Origin of the sequence: Actinoplanes lutulentus (genome assembly GCF_003259845.1) — a bacterium.
GTDB lineage: Bacteria > Actinomycetota > Actinomycetes > Mycobacteriales > Micromonosporaceae > Actinoplanes > Actinoplanes lutulentus.
The window spans coordinates 221,797-237,980 of the sequence record NZ_QLMJ01000013.1; the positions used below are offsets into that span (position 1 = coordinate 221,797).

The 16,184-nt window shown below is 68.7% G+C and carries 17 protein-coding genes; 11 read left to right on the forward strand and 6 right to left on the reverse strand.

What is annotated here, in order from left to right:
- Nucleotides 1-12: 12 nt before the first annotated feature.
- Nucleotides 13-1,185, reverse strand: coding sequence for a carboxylate-amine ligase (locus B0I29_RS26590; protein WP_111651802.1), 1,173 nt, complete (start codon nucleotides 1,183-1,185; stop codon nucleotides 13-15).
- A gap of 136 nt (nucleotides 1,186-1,321) precedes the next feature.
- Between B0I29_RS26590 and B0I29_RS26595 the strand changes: the two genes are divergently transcribed.
- Together B0I29_RS26595 and B0I29_RS26600 are read left to right on the forward strand one after the other, a co-directional pair.
- Nucleotides 1,322-2,677 (forward strand): carbohydrate-binding protein, encoded by a 1,356-nt coding sequence (locus B0I29_RS26595; protein ID WP_111651803.1) that lies wholly within the window; start codon nucleotides 1,322-1,324, stop codon nucleotides 2,675-2,677.
- Between the two features lie 80 nt (nucleotides 2,678-2,757).
- Nucleotides 2,758-4,044: a chitinase gene (locus tag B0I29_RS26600; RefSeq protein ID WP_111651804.1), complete on the forward strand. Its 1,287-nt coding sequence runs from the start codon at nucleotides 2,758-2,760 to the stop codon at nucleotides 4,042-4,044.
- 574 nt (nucleotides 4,045-4,618) lie between these two features.
- Here the strand turns inward: B0I29_RS26600 and B0I29_RS26605 are convergent.
- Complete coding sequence (locus B0I29_RS26605; RefSeq protein WP_111651805.1) at nucleotides 4,619-5,284, reverse strand: DedA family protein; 666 nt, start codon at nucleotides 5,282-5,284, stop codon at nucleotides 4,619-4,621.
- Nucleotides 5,285-5,384: 100 nt separating this feature from the next.
- Here B0I29_RS26605 and B0I29_RS26610 point away from each other — a divergent pair, with 100 nt between their 5' ends.
- The 7 genes from B0I29_RS26610 (at nucleotide 5,385) to B0I29_RS26640 (ending at nucleotide 12,333) form a co-directional block, all read left to right on the forward strand.
- Nucleotides 5,385-5,732: a PadR family transcriptional regulator gene (locus B0I29_RS26610; protein WP_111651806.1), complete on the forward strand. Its 348-nt coding sequence runs from the start codon at nucleotides 5,385-5,387 to the stop codon at nucleotides 5,730-5,732.
- Nucleotides 5,729-6,799, forward strand: coding sequence for a hypothetical protein (locus B0I29_RS26615; RefSeq protein ID WP_146616889.1), 1,071 nt, complete (start codon nucleotides 5,729-5,731; stop codon nucleotides 6,797-6,799). Before B0I29_RS26610 ends, B0I29_RS26615 begins: the two co-directional genes overlap by 4 nt.
- Nucleotides 6,796-7,905: a DUF2339 domain-containing protein gene (locus B0I29_RS45915; protein WP_181557992.1), complete on the forward strand. Its 1,110-nt coding sequence runs from the start codon at nucleotides 6,796-6,798 to the stop codon at nucleotides 7,903-7,905. Before B0I29_RS26615 ends, B0I29_RS45915 begins: the two co-directional genes overlap by 4 nt.
- A gap of 11 nt (nucleotides 7,906-7,916) precedes the next feature.
- Complete coding sequence (locus B0I29_RS26625) at nucleotides 7,917-9,563, forward strand: alpha-amylase family protein (RefSeq protein ID WP_111651808.1); 1,647 nt, start codon at nucleotides 7,917-7,919, stop codon at nucleotides 9,561-9,563.
- A gap of 92 nt (nucleotides 9,564-9,655) precedes the next feature.
- Nucleotides 9,656-10,420 carry a 3-oxoacyl-ACP reductase FabG gene (gene fabG, locus B0I29_RS26630; protein WP_111651809.1) on the forward strand — a complete coding sequence of 255 codons (765 nt, stop codon included), beginning with the start codon at nucleotides 9,656-9,658 and terminating at the stop codon, nucleotides 10,418-10,420.
- A gap of 35 nt (nucleotides 10,421-10,455) precedes the next feature.
- Nucleotides 10,456-10,866: a hypothetical protein gene (locus B0I29_RS26635; RefSeq protein WP_111651810.1), complete on the forward strand. Its 411-nt coding sequence runs from the start codon at nucleotides 10,456-10,458 to the stop codon at nucleotides 10,864-10,866.
- 3 nt (nucleotides 10,867-10,869) lie between these two features.
- The gene (locus tag B0I29_RS26640; protein ID WP_111651811.1) at nucleotides 10,870-12,333 is read left to right on the forward strand and encodes a glutathionylspermidine synthase family protein; all 1,464 of its coding nucleotides are present in this window, start codon (nucleotides 10,870-10,872) and stop codon (nucleotides 12,331-12,333) included.
- On the opposite strand, the gene B0I29_RS26645 is transcribed toward B0I29_RS26640, so the two are convergent.
- The gene (locus B0I29_RS26645; protein WP_111651812.1) at nucleotides 12,330-12,755 is read right to left on the reverse strand and encodes a hypothetical protein; all 426 of its coding nucleotides are present in this window, start codon (nucleotides 12,753-12,755) and stop codon (nucleotides 12,330-12,332) included. The genes B0I29_RS26640 and B0I29_RS26645 overlap by 4 nt on opposite strands.
- Complete coding sequence (locus tag B0I29_RS26650) at nucleotides 12,748-13,113, reverse strand: hypothetical protein (RefSeq protein WP_111651813.1); 366 nt, start codon at nucleotides 13,111-13,113, stop codon at nucleotides 12,748-12,750. Before B0I29_RS26650 ends, B0I29_RS26645 begins: the two co-directional genes overlap by 8 nt.
- 79 nt (nucleotides 13,114-13,192) lie before the next feature.
- Between B0I29_RS26650 and B0I29_RS26655 the strand changes: the two genes are divergently transcribed.
- Complete coding sequence (locus B0I29_RS26655) at nucleotides 13,193-14,089, forward strand: Gfo/Idh/MocA family protein (protein WP_111651814.1); 897 nt, start codon at nucleotides 13,193-13,195, stop codon at nucleotides 14,087-14,089.
- 1 nt (nucleotide 14,090) lies between these two features.
- Here the strand turns inward: B0I29_RS26655 and B0I29_RS26660 are convergent, their stop codons facing one another.
- Complete coding sequence (locus B0I29_RS26660) at nucleotides 14,091-14,237, reverse strand: hypothetical protein (RefSeq protein ID WP_245972757.1); 147 nt, start codon at nucleotides 14,235-14,237, stop codon at nucleotides 14,091-14,093.
- Between the two features lie 401 nt (nucleotides 14,238-14,638).
- Between B0I29_RS26660 and B0I29_RS26665 the strand changes: the two genes are divergently transcribed.
- Nucleotides 14,639-14,974, forward strand: a complete 336-nt coding sequence (locus B0I29_RS26665) for a hypothetical protein (RefSeq protein ID WP_111651816.1) — start codon at nucleotides 14,639-14,641, stop codon at nucleotides 14,972-14,974.
- 7 nt (nucleotides 14,975-14,981) lie between these two features.
- Here B0I29_RS26665 and B0I29_RS26670 read toward each other — a convergent pair whose 3' ends face one another.
- The gene (locus tag B0I29_RS26670) at nucleotides 14,982-15,971 is read right to left on the reverse strand and encodes a helix-turn-helix transcriptional regulator (RefSeq protein ID WP_111651817.1); all 990 of its coding nucleotides are present in this window, start codon (nucleotides 15,969-15,971) and stop codon (nucleotides 14,982-14,984) included.
- Nucleotides 15,972-16,184 lie beyond the last annotated feature (213 nt).

Sequence of the window (16,184 nt, forward strand, 5' to 3'; positions counted from 1 at the left end):
GATCCTTGTCGGTCAGCCCAAATCGGTTCCGGCCCCGCGGGTAAGGCGGGCCAGCTCGTCGACGACATCAGCCACCGAAGCGCCCCGGGCGAGCATCGCCCGCTGACGTGCGGCGCCGGTCCCCTCGGCCCGCAGCCGTCCCATCAGGACCGTCGCGGTCTCCAGGTCGCCGTGCCGTTCCAGCTCCGGCCGCACGTAGTCGAAGAGCTGCCGCATCAGCTTCCAGGCCGGCCGGGGCTCCCGGGTCGCCATGTCGATGTTGACGCCTTCCAGGCCGTCGTGCGCGGCACGCCAGTGCGCCGCCATCAGCAGCGGGTGCGGCACGTCCGGCGCCTCGACGCCGTCACGGACCTCACGCAGCAGGGTGGCGACCAGCGCCCGGGTCAGCGCGGTGAGCAGCATCGCGTCGTCGAGGGTCGGGGTGACGTCGCCCATCCGGATCTCGACGGTCGGGTAACTGGCGGAGAGGCGGGCGTACCAGTAGAGCATCCCCTCGTCGAGCATCGCTCCGCTCGCCTCGAGGTCGCTGATCAGCGTCAGGTAGTGCTCATGCGAGTGCAGGTACGGCGCAGGGCCGACGGTGGGCCAGCGCTCCCACATCATCGAGCGCCAGCTCGCGTACCCGGTCTCGCGTCCCGCGAAGAGCGGGGAGTTGGCGGTGGCGGCCTGCAGCACGGGCAGCCAGGGCCGCAGGTGGTTGAGAATCCGCACACCGGTCTCCGGGTCAGGGATGCTCACGTGCACGTGGGTCCCGCACATGCCCTGGCCGGGGGAGAGGTCGCCGAATCGCTCGCGCATCAGGTGGTACCGCGGGTTGTCGACGAGCCGCATGTTCGGCCCGGCGGCCGGTCCGGTGCCCACCGCGACGAGCCGGGCGCCGGCCCGCTCGGCGGCGGCCGCGACCCCGGTACGCAGCCGTTCCATGGCCGCGCGCAGGTCGGCGAGGTCGAGCCGGGGCGGGCTGGCCACCTCGATCTGGCTGCGGTAGTACTCGTGCTGGACGCTGCCCCTCAGGTCGTCCGGAAGCTCGGCGAAGACCTCTTCGACCAGTTCGACGGCGCGTGGTTCGACCGCGTCGGCGAGAAGGTATTCCTCCTCGATGCCGAGGGTCAGCAGGTCCTGGCGATCAGCTTCGGCGGCGATCTCCGCGGGAAGAACGGTGCTGCCCTCAGTGGCGGTGTCCATGCGCGATCGAATACCCGAGGGGTTTTCCCCGGAAACCGCTGCTCAGATATAGGCAAACGTCCATATTGACAGGCCTTGAAACACGCGTGAAACTTTTGTGAGAGCGCTCTCTACTCCCCTGAAAGGGCGTGCCTTCATGAGATCTCCCCGTCGAACGATGCGGTGGTTCGCCGCCGCCGCTCTCACTGTTGTCGCCTCGGTCGCCGCGGTGACCAGCGCCGATGCCGCCGTCCCCCCGAACCCCTCCGGCATGTCGCTGGTCTTCAGCGACGACTTCACCGGGGCCTCCGGCACCGGCCTCAACCGCTCCAACTGGCTCTACTCCACCGGCACCGGATACCCCGGCGGCGCCGCGAACTGGGGTACCGGCGAGATCGAGACGATGACCGACTCGACCGCGAACGTCTACCAGGACGGTGGCGGCAATCTGGTGATCAAGCCGCTCCGCGACTCGGCCGGCCGGTGGACGTCGGGCCGGGTCGAGACGCAGCGCACCGACTTCGCGGCGCCGGCCGGTGGCAAGGTGCGTATCGAGGCCCGCATCCAGCAACCGAACGTGACCGGTGCGGCAGCGGCCGGTTACTGGCCGGCGTTCTGGGCGCTGGGTGACGCCGCGCGGCCGGTCGGCGCGACGAACTGGCCGGGCATCGGCGAGTGGGACATCATGGAGAACATCAACGGGCGTCCCAGCGTCTTCGCCGCCCTGCACTGCGGCACCAACCCGGGCGGGCCGTGCAACGAGACCACCGGTCTGGGCAGTGGTGAGCGGGCCTGCAACGGCTGCCTCACCAGCTTCCACACCTACGCGCTGGAGTACGACCGCAGCACCTCGCCCGAGCAACTGCGGTGGTACCTCGACGGCGTCAACTACTTCACCCTGAACTCGACCGTCGTCGACGCCACCACCTGGAACAACGCCACGAAGCACGGCTTCTTCGTGATCCTCAACGTGGCGATCGGCGGCGGCTTCCCGGCGGCCTTCGGCGGCGGCCCCACCGCGCAGACCCAGCCGGGTGTGCCGATGCTGGTCGACTATGTCGCTGTCTGGCAATCAGCCGGTGGCACGTCGCCGACCACTCCCACCGGCCGTGACGCTTTCTCCCGCATCGAGGCCGAGTCCTACAACGCGGCGTCCGGCGTCCAGGTCGAGACCTGCTCCGAGGGCGGCCAGGACGTCGGATACATCGCGGGCGGCGACTGGCTTCAGTTCAACAACGTCAACTTCGGTACGGGCGGAGCAAGGGACTTCGTGGCCCGGGTGGCGTCCGGCGCGGCCGGCGGGGTCAGCGGCCTCGTGGAGGTGCGGCTGGACAGCCGGAGCAACGCGCCGATCGGCAGTTTCGCGCTCGGTGGCACCGGCGGCTGGCAGACCTGGCAGTCGATACCGGGCAACGTGTCCACCGTGACCGGTTCGCACACGGTGTTCCTCACCTTCAGCAGCGGACAGCCCGCCGACTTCGTGAACGTCAACTGGATCCAGTTCCGCCGGTAATTCTCTTCACCCTCTTTACTTTTACTGTTAACAGTCCTAAAGATTGATGCATCTCACCAGGTGTGCTCGGAAGGACTGCGATGAAGCGCTCCAGATCGGTAATCCTCGCAACGGTCACGGCGCTCGTCGCCGGTGGCGCGGCGACCTACTTCACGGGCACCGCCCAGGCCGCGGCGGCCTGTGCCCCGGCGTGGAGCGCGACCGCCGTGTACGTGGGCGGCAACGTGGCCTCGCAGAATGGCCACAACTACGCGGCCAAGTGGTGGACGCAGAACGAGTCGCCCGCCGTGCGCAGTGGACAGTGGGACGTGTGGGCGGACAACGGGGTCTGCGGTGGAGGCACGTCGCCGTCGCCGTCGATCTCGCCGTCCACCTCGCCGTCGTCCTCCCCGTCGACGTCTCCGTCGTCTTCCCCGTCGTCCTCCCCGTCGTCCTCGCCGTCCGCCTCGCAGTCCCCGGGCACCGGCTCGCTGCCGGCGCACTTCCTCACCGGTTACTGGCAGAACTTCGACAACGGCGCGGCGCCGCTCAAGCTGGCCGACGTCCCCGCGACCTACGACCTCATCGCTGTCGCTTTCGCCGACGCCACCACGACCACCGGCGCGGTCACCTTCAACCTCGACCCGGGCCTGGCCACGGCGGTCGGCGGTTACACCGACGCGCAGTTCAAGGCGGACATCAACACCCTGCACGCGCGGGGCAAGAAGGTGATCATCTCGGTCGGTGGTGAGAAGGGCACGGTCGCGGTCAACAGCACCGCCGCCGCCACCGCCTTCGCCGACTCGGTGTACTCACTGATCCAGACGTACGGGTTCGACGGCGTCGACATCGACCTGGAGAACGGGCTCAACCCGACGTACATGGCGAGCGCCCTGCGCAGCCTGCGCGCCAAGGCCGGCAGCAACCTGATCATCACGATGGCGCCGCAGACCATCGACATGCAGAACGCCCAGTCGTCGTACTTCAAGCTGGCGCTCGACATCAAGGACATCCTGACCGTCGTCTTCACCCAGTACTACAACTCCGGCGCGATGCTCGGCTGCGACAACAACGCCGCGTACGGCCAGGGCAGCATCAACTTCCTCACCGCGCTCGCCTGCATCCCCCTGCAGAACGGGCTGCGCGCCGACCAGCTCGCCCTCGGCCTGCCGGCCAGCACCCGGGCGGCAGGCGGCGGTTACGTCGCCCCGTCGGTGGTCAACGCCGCGCTCGACTGCCTCGCCAAGGGCACGAACTGCGGCACCTTCAAGCCGCCGGCCACGTACCCGGGCATCCGCGGCGCGATGACCTGGTCGATCAACTGGGACGTCACCAACGGCAACGGCTGGGCCAACACGATCGACCCGCACCTCGCCACCCTCCCCTGATCAATCCCCTGCGTAGCGGCGGTCCGGACCCCGGGCCGCCGCTTCCCACCATCAAGATCAAATTCATGTCGCAGCGGGGTGGTGGGTACCGACCGCTGCTCCCGCCGAGGGCGCGGCACCGGTCGCTGGCCGCTGCGCGTCCATCCCGCGACCTGCCACCGCGCGACCTGCGTAAGCAGTCCCGCTCCTTTTCCTGTCACCCCCGTGCAGAGGCCTACCCGCCGAGACCTAGTGCGTCACCCAGAACCGACGAGACCGGCAGCCGGACGAGCGGACAGCGTCGATCTTGTTGACTTTCACGGCCCCGTGCCCGCTCAAACTCCTCAAGATCGAGTGGAGCAAACGCGCTGGCGCGTCCACCGCGTTCCGCGCGGTGTGTGTCGAGTTTGGGTGCGTATCGAACCCGAAATCGACACACCCGCTCTGGCCCGCGCAACCGTGCGACCCCGCCCACGCTGAACCGGGCATCCGTGCGACCCCGTCCACGCGCCCGAGCGTTCGTGGGCCCTCATAGGGCTTCCCGGACTCATTCGCTTGCTGTCGCTCGAACGGCCGAACCGCAGGTGGCGAGGGATCAGTTGTTGGCGACGCGGTCGTCGTTCGGGGTGGCCGCGCGCCGGCGTTTGCGGATCTTCTTGATCACCCAGGAGCCGATCGCGACCGCGAAGAACGCCCAGATCGCGTAGTCGAACCAGTGGCTGTACTTCTCCACGTCCTGCCAGCGGTTGCCGAGCGCGTAACCGGCGCCGACGAAGAGCGCGTTCCACACCCCGCTGCCGATCGCGGTGAACAGGACGAACTGGCCGACCGGCATCTTGTTCGCCCCGGCCGGGATGGAGACCAGGCTGCGGACCACCGGGGCGCAGCGTCCGAACAGGACTGCTGCCCGCTCGTGTTTCTCGAACCAGCGGTCGGCCTTGTTCAGATCGTCGAGGTCGACCAGGGGCACCCTGTCCAGCCAGTGGCGCAGCCGCTCCTCGCCGAGGCCGCGGCCGAGCCAGTAGAGCAGCAGCGCGCCGACGAGCGCGCCGACGGTCGCGGCGATCCAGACCAGCACCAGGTTGACCCGGCCGGCGCTGGCCAGGTAACCCGCCATCGAGAGGACGATCTCGCTGGGGATCGGCGGGATCAGGTTCTCCAGCGCGACCAGCAGGCCGACGCCCAGCTCACCGGCTGAATCGATCACCGAGGCCACCCAGCCGGTCAGCCCGCTGAGGTTGCCCAGATCGGCTTCAGCCATGTGCGCTCCTCCTGAGAAAGATTCGGTGCTGGTGAGTTACCCGCCAACCAGCGTACGAAGCCTGTGGCGAATGTACCGATGATCGGTATATGCTTCCGACATGACCAACGCGCCGATGCGAGAGCCGACATTCCTGGTGCTCACCGCCCTCGCTGAGGAGCCTCGACACGGTTATGCCGTGATCGAGGACGTGTCCGCGATGACCAGCGGGCGCGTGCGGCTGCGCGCCGGCACGCTCTACGCCGCGCTCGACCGCCTCCGCGAGGAGGGCCTCATCGAGGTCGACCGGGAGGAGATCGTCCAGTCCCGGCTGCGGCGTTACTACCGTCTTTCCGCGGCCGGCGAGCGGAGCCTCTCCATCGAGACCGCCCGCCTGCGTGAGCAGGCCGCCATCGCCGACCGCCGGCTGCGTGCCCGCCGCGCCGACCTCGGGGGAGCCACCGCATGAGCAGCGCCATGGATGGCAGCGCCATGGATGGCAGCACCGTGGGCGGCGGCACCGTGGATGGCAGCGCCATGGATGGCAGCACCGTGGGCGGCGGCGCTGTGGATGGCACCGCCGAGGCCCGTTACCGCCGATGGCTCGCGCTCTACCCGCGGGATTTCCGTGAGGAATACGAGGACGAGATGCTCGGCGTCCTGATGAGCGACGGCCGGCCCGGTCCGCGGCAGTTCCTCGACCTGTTCCGCGCCGCGGTGGCCGTGCGACTGCGGCGTGTGCCGGCTCCGCACGCGTTCCGGCAGGCGGCCCGGGTGGTGCAGCTCTTCGGCGCTCTCCTGCTTCTGGCGAACGTGTTGCGCCTGGTGCTTCCGTTTCTTGTCAGGCCGGACCATCTGGTCGCGCTCGATGCCATTGAGGTCTTGCGGGTGGCAGCCTGGTCCCTGGTGCTGATCGCCGCGCTGCGGAGCTGGCGGCTGCTCGGGTTCGCCGGGAGCGCGGCGGGGCTGGCCGGCGAGATAGCGGCGCCCGCCCGGTGGTACCTGGATACGCCCGCCATGGTGCTCAACGCCTATTGGCTCATCATGGCCGCCGCGGTGGTGCTGATCGCGGGGCTGATCGCGACCCGTGGCCGCGGCGGGGTGCGCGGCCTGGGTCTGGTGCTGGCCGCGTCCGCGGTGCTGGCGTCGACGAACGAAGTGGCCTGGTCGGCTCCGATGTATGTGTCCAGGGCGGTGCTTGTCGGTGAGGGCGCCCCGATGTGGTTTCTCACCACCGATGCGGTTCTGGTCGGGGGCGCCCTGCTGCTTGTGGCCGCCGTCGTCCTGGTGGTGCTGGCCGTGATCCGGCAGGAGGCCCCGGTTCGCCGGTGGCTGCTGGCCTGGGCCGCTCCGGTGCTGGTCACGGTGCCACTGATCCGGACCGGGTTCGGCGCCTTCATCGACCACAACAAGGGCCACCCCGAGGCGACCCGGCTGATCGATCCGCTCCAGTGGACGGTGCTGGTGCTGGTTCCGCTCGCCGCATTTCTCGTCGTGGCGTCCCTGACCAGCCGTTACGAGCGGGGCCGAGCATGAGCGTCCTGGAGAACCGTTACCGCCTTCTGCTGCGGGTCTATCCCGCCGGCCACCGAGCCGATTACGAAGAGGAGATGATCGGCGTGCTGATGGCTGGTTCGGCGCCGGAGCGGCGCGTTCCCCCGCCGGCCGAGGTGGCTGACCTGCTGCGGTCCGGTCTGGCCGTCCGGCTGGGCCGGCTGGGGCGGGCATGGCGGACCGAGCGGGGTTCGGGCTGGCGTGACGCCGCCGCGGTCGCCGGTCTCGTCATCGCGGCGATGCTCGCCGCGGTCGCCGGCCGGCGGCTCGTCGCCGGGCTCCGGGTGCTGTTGTTCTCGTCTCCCGATCAGCCGATGGCGATGTTCGGCATCCGCGGGTTGCTGCTGCTCGACGTCTCGTTGCGGTTCGCCTTCTGGGCACTGGTCTGCGCGGCCGCGTTGTTCGGCCTGCGGCGTACCGCGGCGTGGCTGGTCTGGCCGGCCGCGCTGGTGGAGCTCGGCGCGGTCATCTGGTGGCTGCCCGGCACCCCGGTGCAGTCGTCGATCCGGCTCTCCTGGTCGCTGGTCACGGTCGGCGTCGCCATCGCCTGCCTCGTCGTGGCCCGTCGTGGCCGTCCGGTGCCGGTTCTGTTCGGCCGGCGCGGTCTCGTCCTGTTCTCGGCCGTGGCCGGGGGTCTGCTGGTCGCCGAGGCGCTGGCCGAGCTCGACTTCGCCACCGGGCGTGCGTGGCCGGTGCGGATCTTTGAGCTGGCACTCTTCCTGCTGGTGGCGACGGCTGTCCTGACGGTCGCTCCCGGTGTGCGTGGCCGGGTCGCCGTGCTGCTGGTCCCGGCCTTCGCCGGCCCGATCACCTGGGAGCTCGCTCTCAGCTCCGGCCTGTTGACGATCGTCGGGAGCGGCGATGACCTGTTCGCGCAGATCTTCCTGGTGCTCGCGGTCCCGCTGATCGCCTTCGCCGCTGCCCTGATCGTCTTCCAGGTCTGGCGGCGGACTCTCACGAACGGGCACGCCACCAACGGGCACACCACCAACGGGCACACCACCAACGGGCACGCCACCAACGGGCACGCCACCAACGGGCACGCCACGAACGGAGCGGAACGTTTCGAGGTGGGGGAGCAGGGCTAAGAAAGAGGGCCATGAGTGACCGGTGGTACGAAAAGGCTGTTGTCTATTGCCTCGACATCGACTCCTTCGCGGACTCGGACGGTGACGGGTGCGGTGACATCCGGGGCCTGATCGGCCGCTTGGACTACCTGGCGCGGCTGGGGGTGACCTGCCTCTGGCTGAACCCGATCCACCCCTCGCCTGGCCTGGACGACGGTTACGACGCGTCCGACTTCTACAACGTGGACCCCCGGTTCGGAAATCTCGGTGACTTCGCCGAGCTGCTGCACCAGGCCGGTAACCGGGGCATCAAGGTGATTATCGATCTGGTGGTCAACCACACCTCGGATCAGCACCCGTGGTTCCAGTCGGCCCGGTCGTCGCCCGATTCGCCGTACCGGGATTGGTATGTCTGGAGCGAGACCGCTCCGGCGGACCGCAACCAGGGCATGGTCTTCCCCGGTGAGCAGGACGAGACGTGGTCCTACGACCGGACCGCGAAGCTCTGGTTCTACCACCGGTTCTACAAGTTCCAGCCGGACCTGAACATCAAGAACCCGGAGGTCCGCGAGGAGATCAAGAAGATCTGCTCGTTCTGGCTCCAGCTCGGTGTCGCCGGGTTCCGGATGGACGCGGTGCCGTTCATCATCGAGGAGACCGAGCCGGGTAATCCGAACTCGCCGAAGGACATGGAGTTCCTGAGCGAGCTGCGGCAGCACGTGCAGTGGCGCAAGGGTGACGCGGTCCTGCTCGCCGAGGCCAATGTGGAGCCCGACCAGCTGACCAAGTTCTTCGGTGACGACGGCGGGTCCGGCAACCGGATCCACATGCTTTTCGACTTCATGCTCAACGCGAAACTGGTGCTCGGCCTGGCCCGCGAGGACCCGGAGCAGATCATCGACGCGTTGCGGGACACGCCGAAGCTTCCGGCCGGTGGGCAGTGGGCCACGTTCATCCGCAACCACGACGAGATCGACCTGTCCCGGCTCACCGCCGAGCAGCGCAAGGACGTCTTCGACAAGTTCGGCCCGGACGAGAACATGCAGCTCTACGGCCGGGGCATCCGGCGGCGGCTGGCCCCGATGCTCGGCAACGACCGGCGGTGGCTGGAGCTGGCCTACTCGTTGCAGTTCAGCCTGCGTGGCACCCCGGTCCTGCGGTACGGCGAGGAGATCGGCATGGGCGACGACCTGTCGCTCAACGGCCGTGACGCGATCCGCACGCCGATGCAGTGGTCGCTGCTGCCGAACGGCGGTTTCAGCAACGCGGACCCGTCGAAGATCGGCCGGCCGGTGATCTCCGGCGGGGAGTACGGCTTCGAGAAGGTCAACGTGACGCAGCAGCGCCACGACACGAAATCGCTGCTCTCCTGGTTCGAGCGGATGATCCGGACCCTGCGCGAGACGCCCGAGGTCGGCGGTGGCACCTGCACCCACGTCGACGTGCCGGTGCCGCGCGGCGTCCTGGTGCACCGTGCCGACGACGCGAACGGGAGCATGGTGTTCGTGCACAACCTCGGCAACAAGGCCGGTGTGGTCGACCTGAGCAGCCTGGCGGGCGAGGCGGAGTTCCCGAACGACGTGCTGGCCGACCAGGAATATCCGGAACCCGGCAAGCTGGACGCGATCCAGGTCGAGGGCCATGGCTACCGGTGGATCCGCCTGCGCAGAACGGTCTGATGCCCGCTAGAGTCGGCCCGCAGGAGCAGTGAAGATCACATTTCCCTGGTCGGGCCTGCCGTAAGGGCAGCTGACACATCCCGGAGGCCGCAATGTCGCAGTCCGAACCGAGCCGGGTGGCCATCGTGACCGGAGCCGCACGCGGCATCGGTGAGGCCATCGCCCTGAGGCTGGCCGCGGACGGCCTGGCCGTCGCGGTCGTCGACCTCGACGAGGGCGCGTGCGCCAACACCGTGACGGCGATCCACGACGCCGGTGGCACCGCTGTCGCTATCGGCGCCGACGTCGCCGACTCGGCACAGGTCACCGCCGCCGTGGAACGGGTGGTGACCGAGCTCGGCCCGCCGAGCGTGCTGGTCAACAACGCCGGGGTGCTTCGCGACAACCTGCTCTTCAAGATGACCGAGGACGACTGGGACACCGTGATGGCGGTCCACCTGCGTGGCGCCTTCCTGTTCAGCAAAGCGGTGCAGAAACACATGGTCGACGCCGGATTCGGCCGCATCGTGAGCCTCTCCAGCACCTCCGCGCTCGGCAATCGGGGCCAGGCCAACTACGCTGCCGCGAAGGCCGGGATCCAGGGTTTCACCAAGACCCTGGCGATCGAGCTGGGCAAGTTCGGCATCACCGCGAACGCGGTGGCGCCGGGCTTCATCGTCACCGACATGACCCGCGCCACGGCGGCGCGGGTCGGGGTGGACTTCGCCGACTTCGAGAAGGCCACGGTCGCCACGATCCCGGTGGCGCGCGCGGGCCGACCGGCCGACGTGGCACACACCGTCTCGTTCCTCGCCAGTGAAGGCGCCGGATTCGTGACGGGACAGGTCATTTATGTCGCTGGTGGGCCGAAAGACTGAGTTGGCAACTTGCTGAGAAGAGTTACAAAGAAATCATGAACCGACGCATGAGTTCCCGCAGCGTGTCGCTGACCAGCACATTTCTTCTGCTGGCCGCGGGGGGAGCGGCGGCATGCGACAACGATGAGTACGTGGACGAGGGTTTTTACTGCGCCGACGCGAACGGCGTGGTCGTCGACGAGGATTACTGCGACGACGATGACTCGTACCACGGTGGCGCGGGCTTCTTCATCTGGCACAGCTCCGGTTACGGCCGGGGCTACCCGGTGGGCCAGAAGCTGCCGTCCGGTGGTTCCAAGTTCGCGTACAACGACGCCGCGTCCCGGTCGAAGTTCGGCCTGCCGGCGAGCGGCAAGATCAGCAATGGCACGGTCAAGACCAGCGTGGTCGGCAAGGGCGGCAGCGGCAGCAGCGGCGGCAAGTCGTCGTCGAAGTCGGGCGGCTGAGTCGTGCGGCGGATCGCGTACGGGCCGGTTCGGGACGGCTGGCAGCTCACCAACTTCAGCCTCGGGCTGACGTACAACGACACCGAACTGCCGGACGGCTCGATGCAGTCGTACTGGCAGGAGGGGCCGTACTACGACTTCACCGCGGCGGAGATCGAGGAGCTGGAGACGGCGACCGCCACGCTGTACGAGATGTGCATCGAGGCCGGCGAGTGGATGGTCAAGCAGTGCCCGAGGCGGACCGTCGAGGGCCGCAAGCGTGGTTACTTCGAGTCCATCTGCTCGGCCGAGACCTGTTACCTCGCCAGGATCGGCGTGCCCGAGTACACGCATGAGCAGATCATCCGGACCTGGTACGACGGCGACCCGGAGACGTGGACGCACTACGACAAAGATCCGGACATGCGGTTGCCGATGCAGACTCCGGACTGGTCGCCGAGCGTCTACGGCCGCTTCGACTTCTGGTACAACGGCGCCGGCAGTGTCCCGCGCCTGCTGGAGTTCAACGCGCAGACGCCGACCTCGCTGGTCGAGGCCGCGGTCATCCAGTGGCACTGGATGGATCAGACCGGCCTCACCGATCACCCGTGGCGGCAGTGGAACTCGATCCACGAACGACTGGTCGGCTGGGACGCCGTCCCCGGTGAGCCGGGCGACCCCGGCGCCTGGCGGCGCAACATCGGCAAGTTGCGCGAGGCACGGACCTGGCTGCCCGAGAAACCCAAGATCTTTTTTGCGTACGAGACGAGCGAGACGTCCGGGGAAGACCGGATGAACGTCGCGTACCTGATGGCGACGGCCGAGGAGGCCGGTTACCCGGTCGAGCTGATCGCGATGAGCCAGATCGGCTGGGACGTGGCCGGCGACCGGGTGCTGTTCGTCCCGTCGCCCGGCAAGGAGCACGAGGCCGAGCCGATCGACGTGATCTTCATGCTGTACCCGTGGGAGTGGTTCTGGCACGAGGAGGGCGGCAAGGCCTTCTTCCGGAACATGGCCGACCCGGAGAAACGCGGCACGGTCTGGATCGAGCCGCCGTACAAGGCCGCGCTGCTCGGCAACAAAGCGCTGCTGCCGGTGCTGTGGATGCTCTTCGGCGACGACCCGGAGCGGGGCAAATACCTGCTGCCCGCTTACTTCGCCGAATCCTCCGCGGCCTCAAAACTCACTTCGTACGCGAAAAAACCCGTCTGGGGTCGTGAAGGCGGCTCGGTGACCCTGGTCCGCGACGGCGAAACGATCGTCGGCAACCCCTCGGAGTACGGGGCGGACGGCCGTTACATCGTCCAGGAACTCCGCGAGCTGCCGTCGTTCGAGTCGCTGGAGGGCACCGTGCACCCGGTGATCGGCTCCTGGCTGATCGACGGCGAGCCGGCCGGCATGGGCATCCGTGAGGGCGTGGGCACCGCCGGCCTGGTCACCACGAACATCTGCAACTTCATCCCGCACGTGGTCGAGGGCAAGAACTAGGCCGGGCGGTGGTTCCAGATCCACCAGAGGCCCACGAACGGCAGCACCAGCGGCACGTACCCGTACCCGCTGCCGAAGTGGGACCAGACGGTGTCGTCCGGGAACGCGACCGCGTCGACGACGCTGAGCGTGCCGACGACGAGCACGCCGACCAGCTCGATGCTGCAGCTGACCAGGGCGATCATCCGGCCCCGGACACCGCCGCGGGCCAGGCCGGCGGTGGCGGCGATGTAGACCAGGCCGGCCACCGCGGAGAGCAGGTACGCCAGCGGCGCCTCGGAGAAGTGGGTGCTGATCTGGACCAGGGCCCGGGCGCTCGCCGACAGCGCGAAGATGCCGTAGACCAGCAGTAGGACCCGGCCGAGCCCGCTGTTCAGCGCGGCGTCGCGAGGCCGGGTGGTGGTTGAGTTTTCCTCAGGCAAGGGGCACCGACGCGATCTGCTGCAACCGCAGCACGAGAACGGGTAGGACGAGAGCGCCGACACCGAGGATGAGGCTGCCCCAGCGGGTCGGCTCCATCCGGGCCAGCACGATCGCGGTCGGCGCGAACGCGATGGTCGTGAACAGGTAACCCACGAAGGTCGCGGTGTCGTGCGGCCGGCTGGAGCCGAAGAGGCCGATCACGGCGACCACGACGAGTACCGTGACCAGGGCGCTGAGCGCCACGGAGGCCAGCAGGTCGAACCGGCTGGGCGCGCGGTCGAGCGCCGTGCGCAGGAGGTACCAGGCCGCGAGGATCAGGGCGGCGACAATCGTCGCGACCGACAGGGGACCGTTCACCCGGCCAGGTTACTGATGTGCCGGAGGGCTGGTAACTTCCGGCTCCGGAGATCACAAGAATGAACAGGGGTGACGTCCGGTGCGATTCGGTTTGTTCGGTACGGGTCCGTGGGCGCATCTGGCTCACGCGCCGGCTCTGGCGGCTCACCCAGAAGTGGAATTCACCGGAGTCTGGGGCCGGGATTCGGGCAAGGCCGGGGAGCTCGCCGACAAATTCGGAACCCGCGCGTATTCCGACATTGATTCGCTGATCGCCGACGTGGACGCCGTGGCGATCGCGCTGCCGCCGGACGTCCAGGCGCCGCTCGCCCTGCGTGCCGCCGAGGCCGGACGGCATCTGGTGCTGGACAAGCCGGTGGCCCTGCGTACCGAGGACGCCGAAGCGGTCGCGGCGGCCGTCGCGGCCCGCAAGCTGGCCTCGGTGGTCTTCTTCACCCGCCGGTTCACGCCCGAGCTAGACGCCTTCGTGACCGAGGCGGCGGCGACGGGTGGCTGGACCGAGGCGCGCGTCGACCACCTCGGCTCGATCTTCACGCCGGACAATCCGTTCGGCGCCTCGCCGTGGCGGCGCGAGCGCGGCGGCCTCTGGGACGTCGGCCCGCACGCCCTCGCCCTGGTGGTGCCGGTGCTCGGCCCGGTCACCGAGGTGGCCGCGATGGCCGGGCCGCGCGACATCACCCACCTGGTGCTGCGGCACGCCGGCGGTGCGATCAGCCGGCTCACGCTGGCCGTCGACGCGCCCGAGGCCTCGGCTCGCGAGGAGGCCGTCTTCGCCGGTGAGGCCGGTCTTCTGACGGTGCCGAGGGCGCGGTGGAGCCCGGACGAGGCGCTCGGCCGCGCCGTCGACCAGCTGCTCGCGGCAGCCGCCGGCGGCGCGTCGCCGGCGTGCGACGTCCGCTTCGGCGCCGATGTGACAGCGGTGCTCGTGGCCGCCGAGACGGCCTTGCGCGACGGGGTGACCGTCAAACTCGGATGAGTTACGGGACGGTGCGCTCGATCGCTGCCGCGCCGTCCCGCTCCAGCTCCGCCTTGGCACGGGCGACGTTCTCGGGCGTTGGATACCTGCCCTGCGCGACGGCCAGATCCTCCGGATCCCACGGCTGTTCCGCGCCGGTTCGGATCAACGGTTCTCCGGGATGGTCCGGATTGCCGGTCTCATGCATTGTTACCCCCACCGTGATTTCCGTGATTTCCGAAAGTGAGTGCGTATCTCGTACGGGTTACCCGTTTTTAGATCGTTTACCCGGGGTAGCCGTCCCGCGCGGGCCGAATGCCCGAACTGAGCGCTAACTGGACAGAACCTGCGCGTTACGGATGGACGCTTAGTAGTGAGCCGAATACATTTTCGGCTGTCACGCTTATCCGGGTCGGAGGTCCGGTCACGGCCGAACAAGGCTGTGGGCGGCGCCCCGGAGGCGTGCGGGGGTGAGGGGAACGCATTGCATGACGGACTGGGAACCAGGGCAGGGCGACTCGCAACCAAGGCTGAGAAGCGGTACGGCATGACCGCCGGGGGAGTACGGCCGTGACCGGCCGATGGGACGCCGAGCGGGACGCATCAGACGCGGCGCAGGCCTTGGCCGGCATCGTCGCGCTCTTGCAGCGAGCGGCGAACGACGAAGTGGATCAGAACCAGCTGCTGAGCCTGGCTCGCAGCGCGGAATCCTCCGCCGAACGGGTGGCCGCGTTCCTGCGGGATCAGCGCGGCGCGAACGACGGCGAGATGGCGGCGGTGCCGCCCAGGCTGGGGCCCTGGCGGGATTGGACCCCGTCGCGCGGACACATTTTCGGCATCGTCCCGGACCCGGCTCGGGTGAACGGGGTGCCGCAGCCCCGCAGATGTGGGGACCCGGGGGAGTAACGAGCTCTCAGCCGGGCTGACGCAGCGTCTCGGACGGCGATTCACCGAACCGCTCCCGGTACGCCGACGCGAACCTGCCCAGGTGGGCGAATCCCCAGCGATGTGCCACGGCCGCCACCGTGACCCGCGCGGGGTCACCTTCGAGCAGCGTCTCGCGCACCCGGTTCAGGCGCAGTTGCTGGAGGTACGTCATCGGCGCGCAGCCGACGTGCCTGCGGAAACCCTCCTGGAGCGAGCGCACGCTCACCCCGGCGATCCTGGCGAGGTCCCGGACCGTGAAGGCGCGCTCCGGCTCCTCGTGGATGGCCTCCACCGCGCGCTGAACGGCGCGCGGAGGGCCGCTGCCGGCCGGTGAGACGAGTTCCTGGTGGTACCGGTGGGGGACGCTGAGCAGCAGGCCGCTGAGCACGCTGCTGCACAGCTGTTCGGCGATGAGCGGCTGGTGGATCAGGCTGGTCTCGTGCTCCAGCTCGTCGTGCAGCAACCGGACCAGCCGGCTCCAGCTGTACGCCGGCCCGCCGGTCAGGTCGAACGTCGGGGCCAGGTCGATCGGTCCTTCGACCGGGTGACCCAGGAGCCCGGCCAGTTCACTCTCCAGAGCCCATTGTTCGATCCGGACGTCGATCTCGGCGGAGTGCGGTTCGTGCCGCGTGTGCATCCGGTCGCCGGGCCGGAAGGCGAGCGCCGTGGCGGGTGTGGCGGTGATCTCGCGGCCGTCGCGCCGGGCCCTGACCAGCCCTGCCGTGGGCAGCGTCACGTGATAGGCCTCGGTCTGCGGGGAAACAAGTGTGGCGGAACCTTCAAAAGTCAGGTGCCCGACGGTCAGCGGTCCGAGTTGGATCATTTCCACGCCCAGTTTGAGCTCGCCGCCGTCCGGGATGCCGATCGACATCGGGGGGTAAAAACGATTCAGGATCTCCCGGGCGCGGACCACATCGACGCTGTCGAAGTAGACGGTTCCCGGCACCGAAGGGGTGCGGGCCGGGCCATCAACCATGCCGTCCGGTGCTCCATCGCATACGGTGAGTATTCGGTTCTACTCTGTCGACAGTCAACGTGGCCGCCACGCAGTGACCGATACCGCACATTCCGGCCATATGAACTACTCTGGCGTTCCGCGCCTACGTGGCGTAACTTGCAGACCAGCGGATTGTTGTAGGAACGCGGGTTCCGGTCGGTGCCACCCAGCGAACGCCTGTATGCGTACGAC

Bases quoted from the DNA above. Each gene is read 5' to 3' on its own strand.
- B0I29_RS26590 (WP_111651802.1), bottom strand. From the start codon at position 1,185: ATGGACACCGCCACTGAGGGCAGCACCGTTCTTCCCGCGGAGATCGCC.
- B0I29_RS26595 (WP_111651803.1), top strand. From the start codon at position 1,322: ATGAGATCTCCCCGTCGAACGATGCGGTGGTTCGCCGCCGCCGCTCTC.
- B0I29_RS26600 (WP_111651804.1), top strand. From the start codon at position 2,758: ATGAAGCGCTCCAGATCGGTAATCCTCGCAACGGTCACGGCGCTCGTC.
- B0I29_RS26605 (WP_111651805.1), bottom strand. From the start codon at position 5,284: ATGGCTGAAGCCGATCTGGGCAACCTCAGCGGGCTGACCGGCTGGGTG.
- B0I29_RS26610 (WP_111651806.1), top strand. From the start codon at position 5,385: ATGACCAACGCGCCGATGCGAGAGCCGACATTCCTGGTGCTCACCGCC.
- B0I29_RS26615 (WP_146616889.1), top strand. From the start codon at position 5,729: ATGAGCAGCGCCATGGATGGCAGCGCCATGGATGGCAGCACCGTGGGC.
- B0I29_RS45915 (WP_181557992.1), top strand. From the start codon at position 6,796: ATGAGCGTCCTGGAGAACCGTTACCGCCTTCTGCTGCGGGTCTATCCC.
- B0I29_RS26625 (WP_111651808.1), top strand. From the start codon at position 7,917: ATGAGTGACCGGTGGTACGAAAAGGCTGTTGTCTATTGCCTCGACATC.
- fabG (WP_111651809.1), top strand. From the start codon at position 9,656: ATGTCGCAGTCCGAACCGAGCCGGGTGGCCATCGTGACCGGAGCCGCA.
- B0I29_RS26635 (WP_111651810.1), top strand. From the start codon at position 10,456: ATGAACCGACGCATGAGTTCCCGCAGCGTGTCGCTGACCAGCACATTT.
- B0I29_RS26670 (WP_111651817.1), bottom strand. From the start codon at position 15,971: ATGGTTGATGGCCCGGCCCGCACCCCTTCGGTGCCGGGAACCGTCTAC.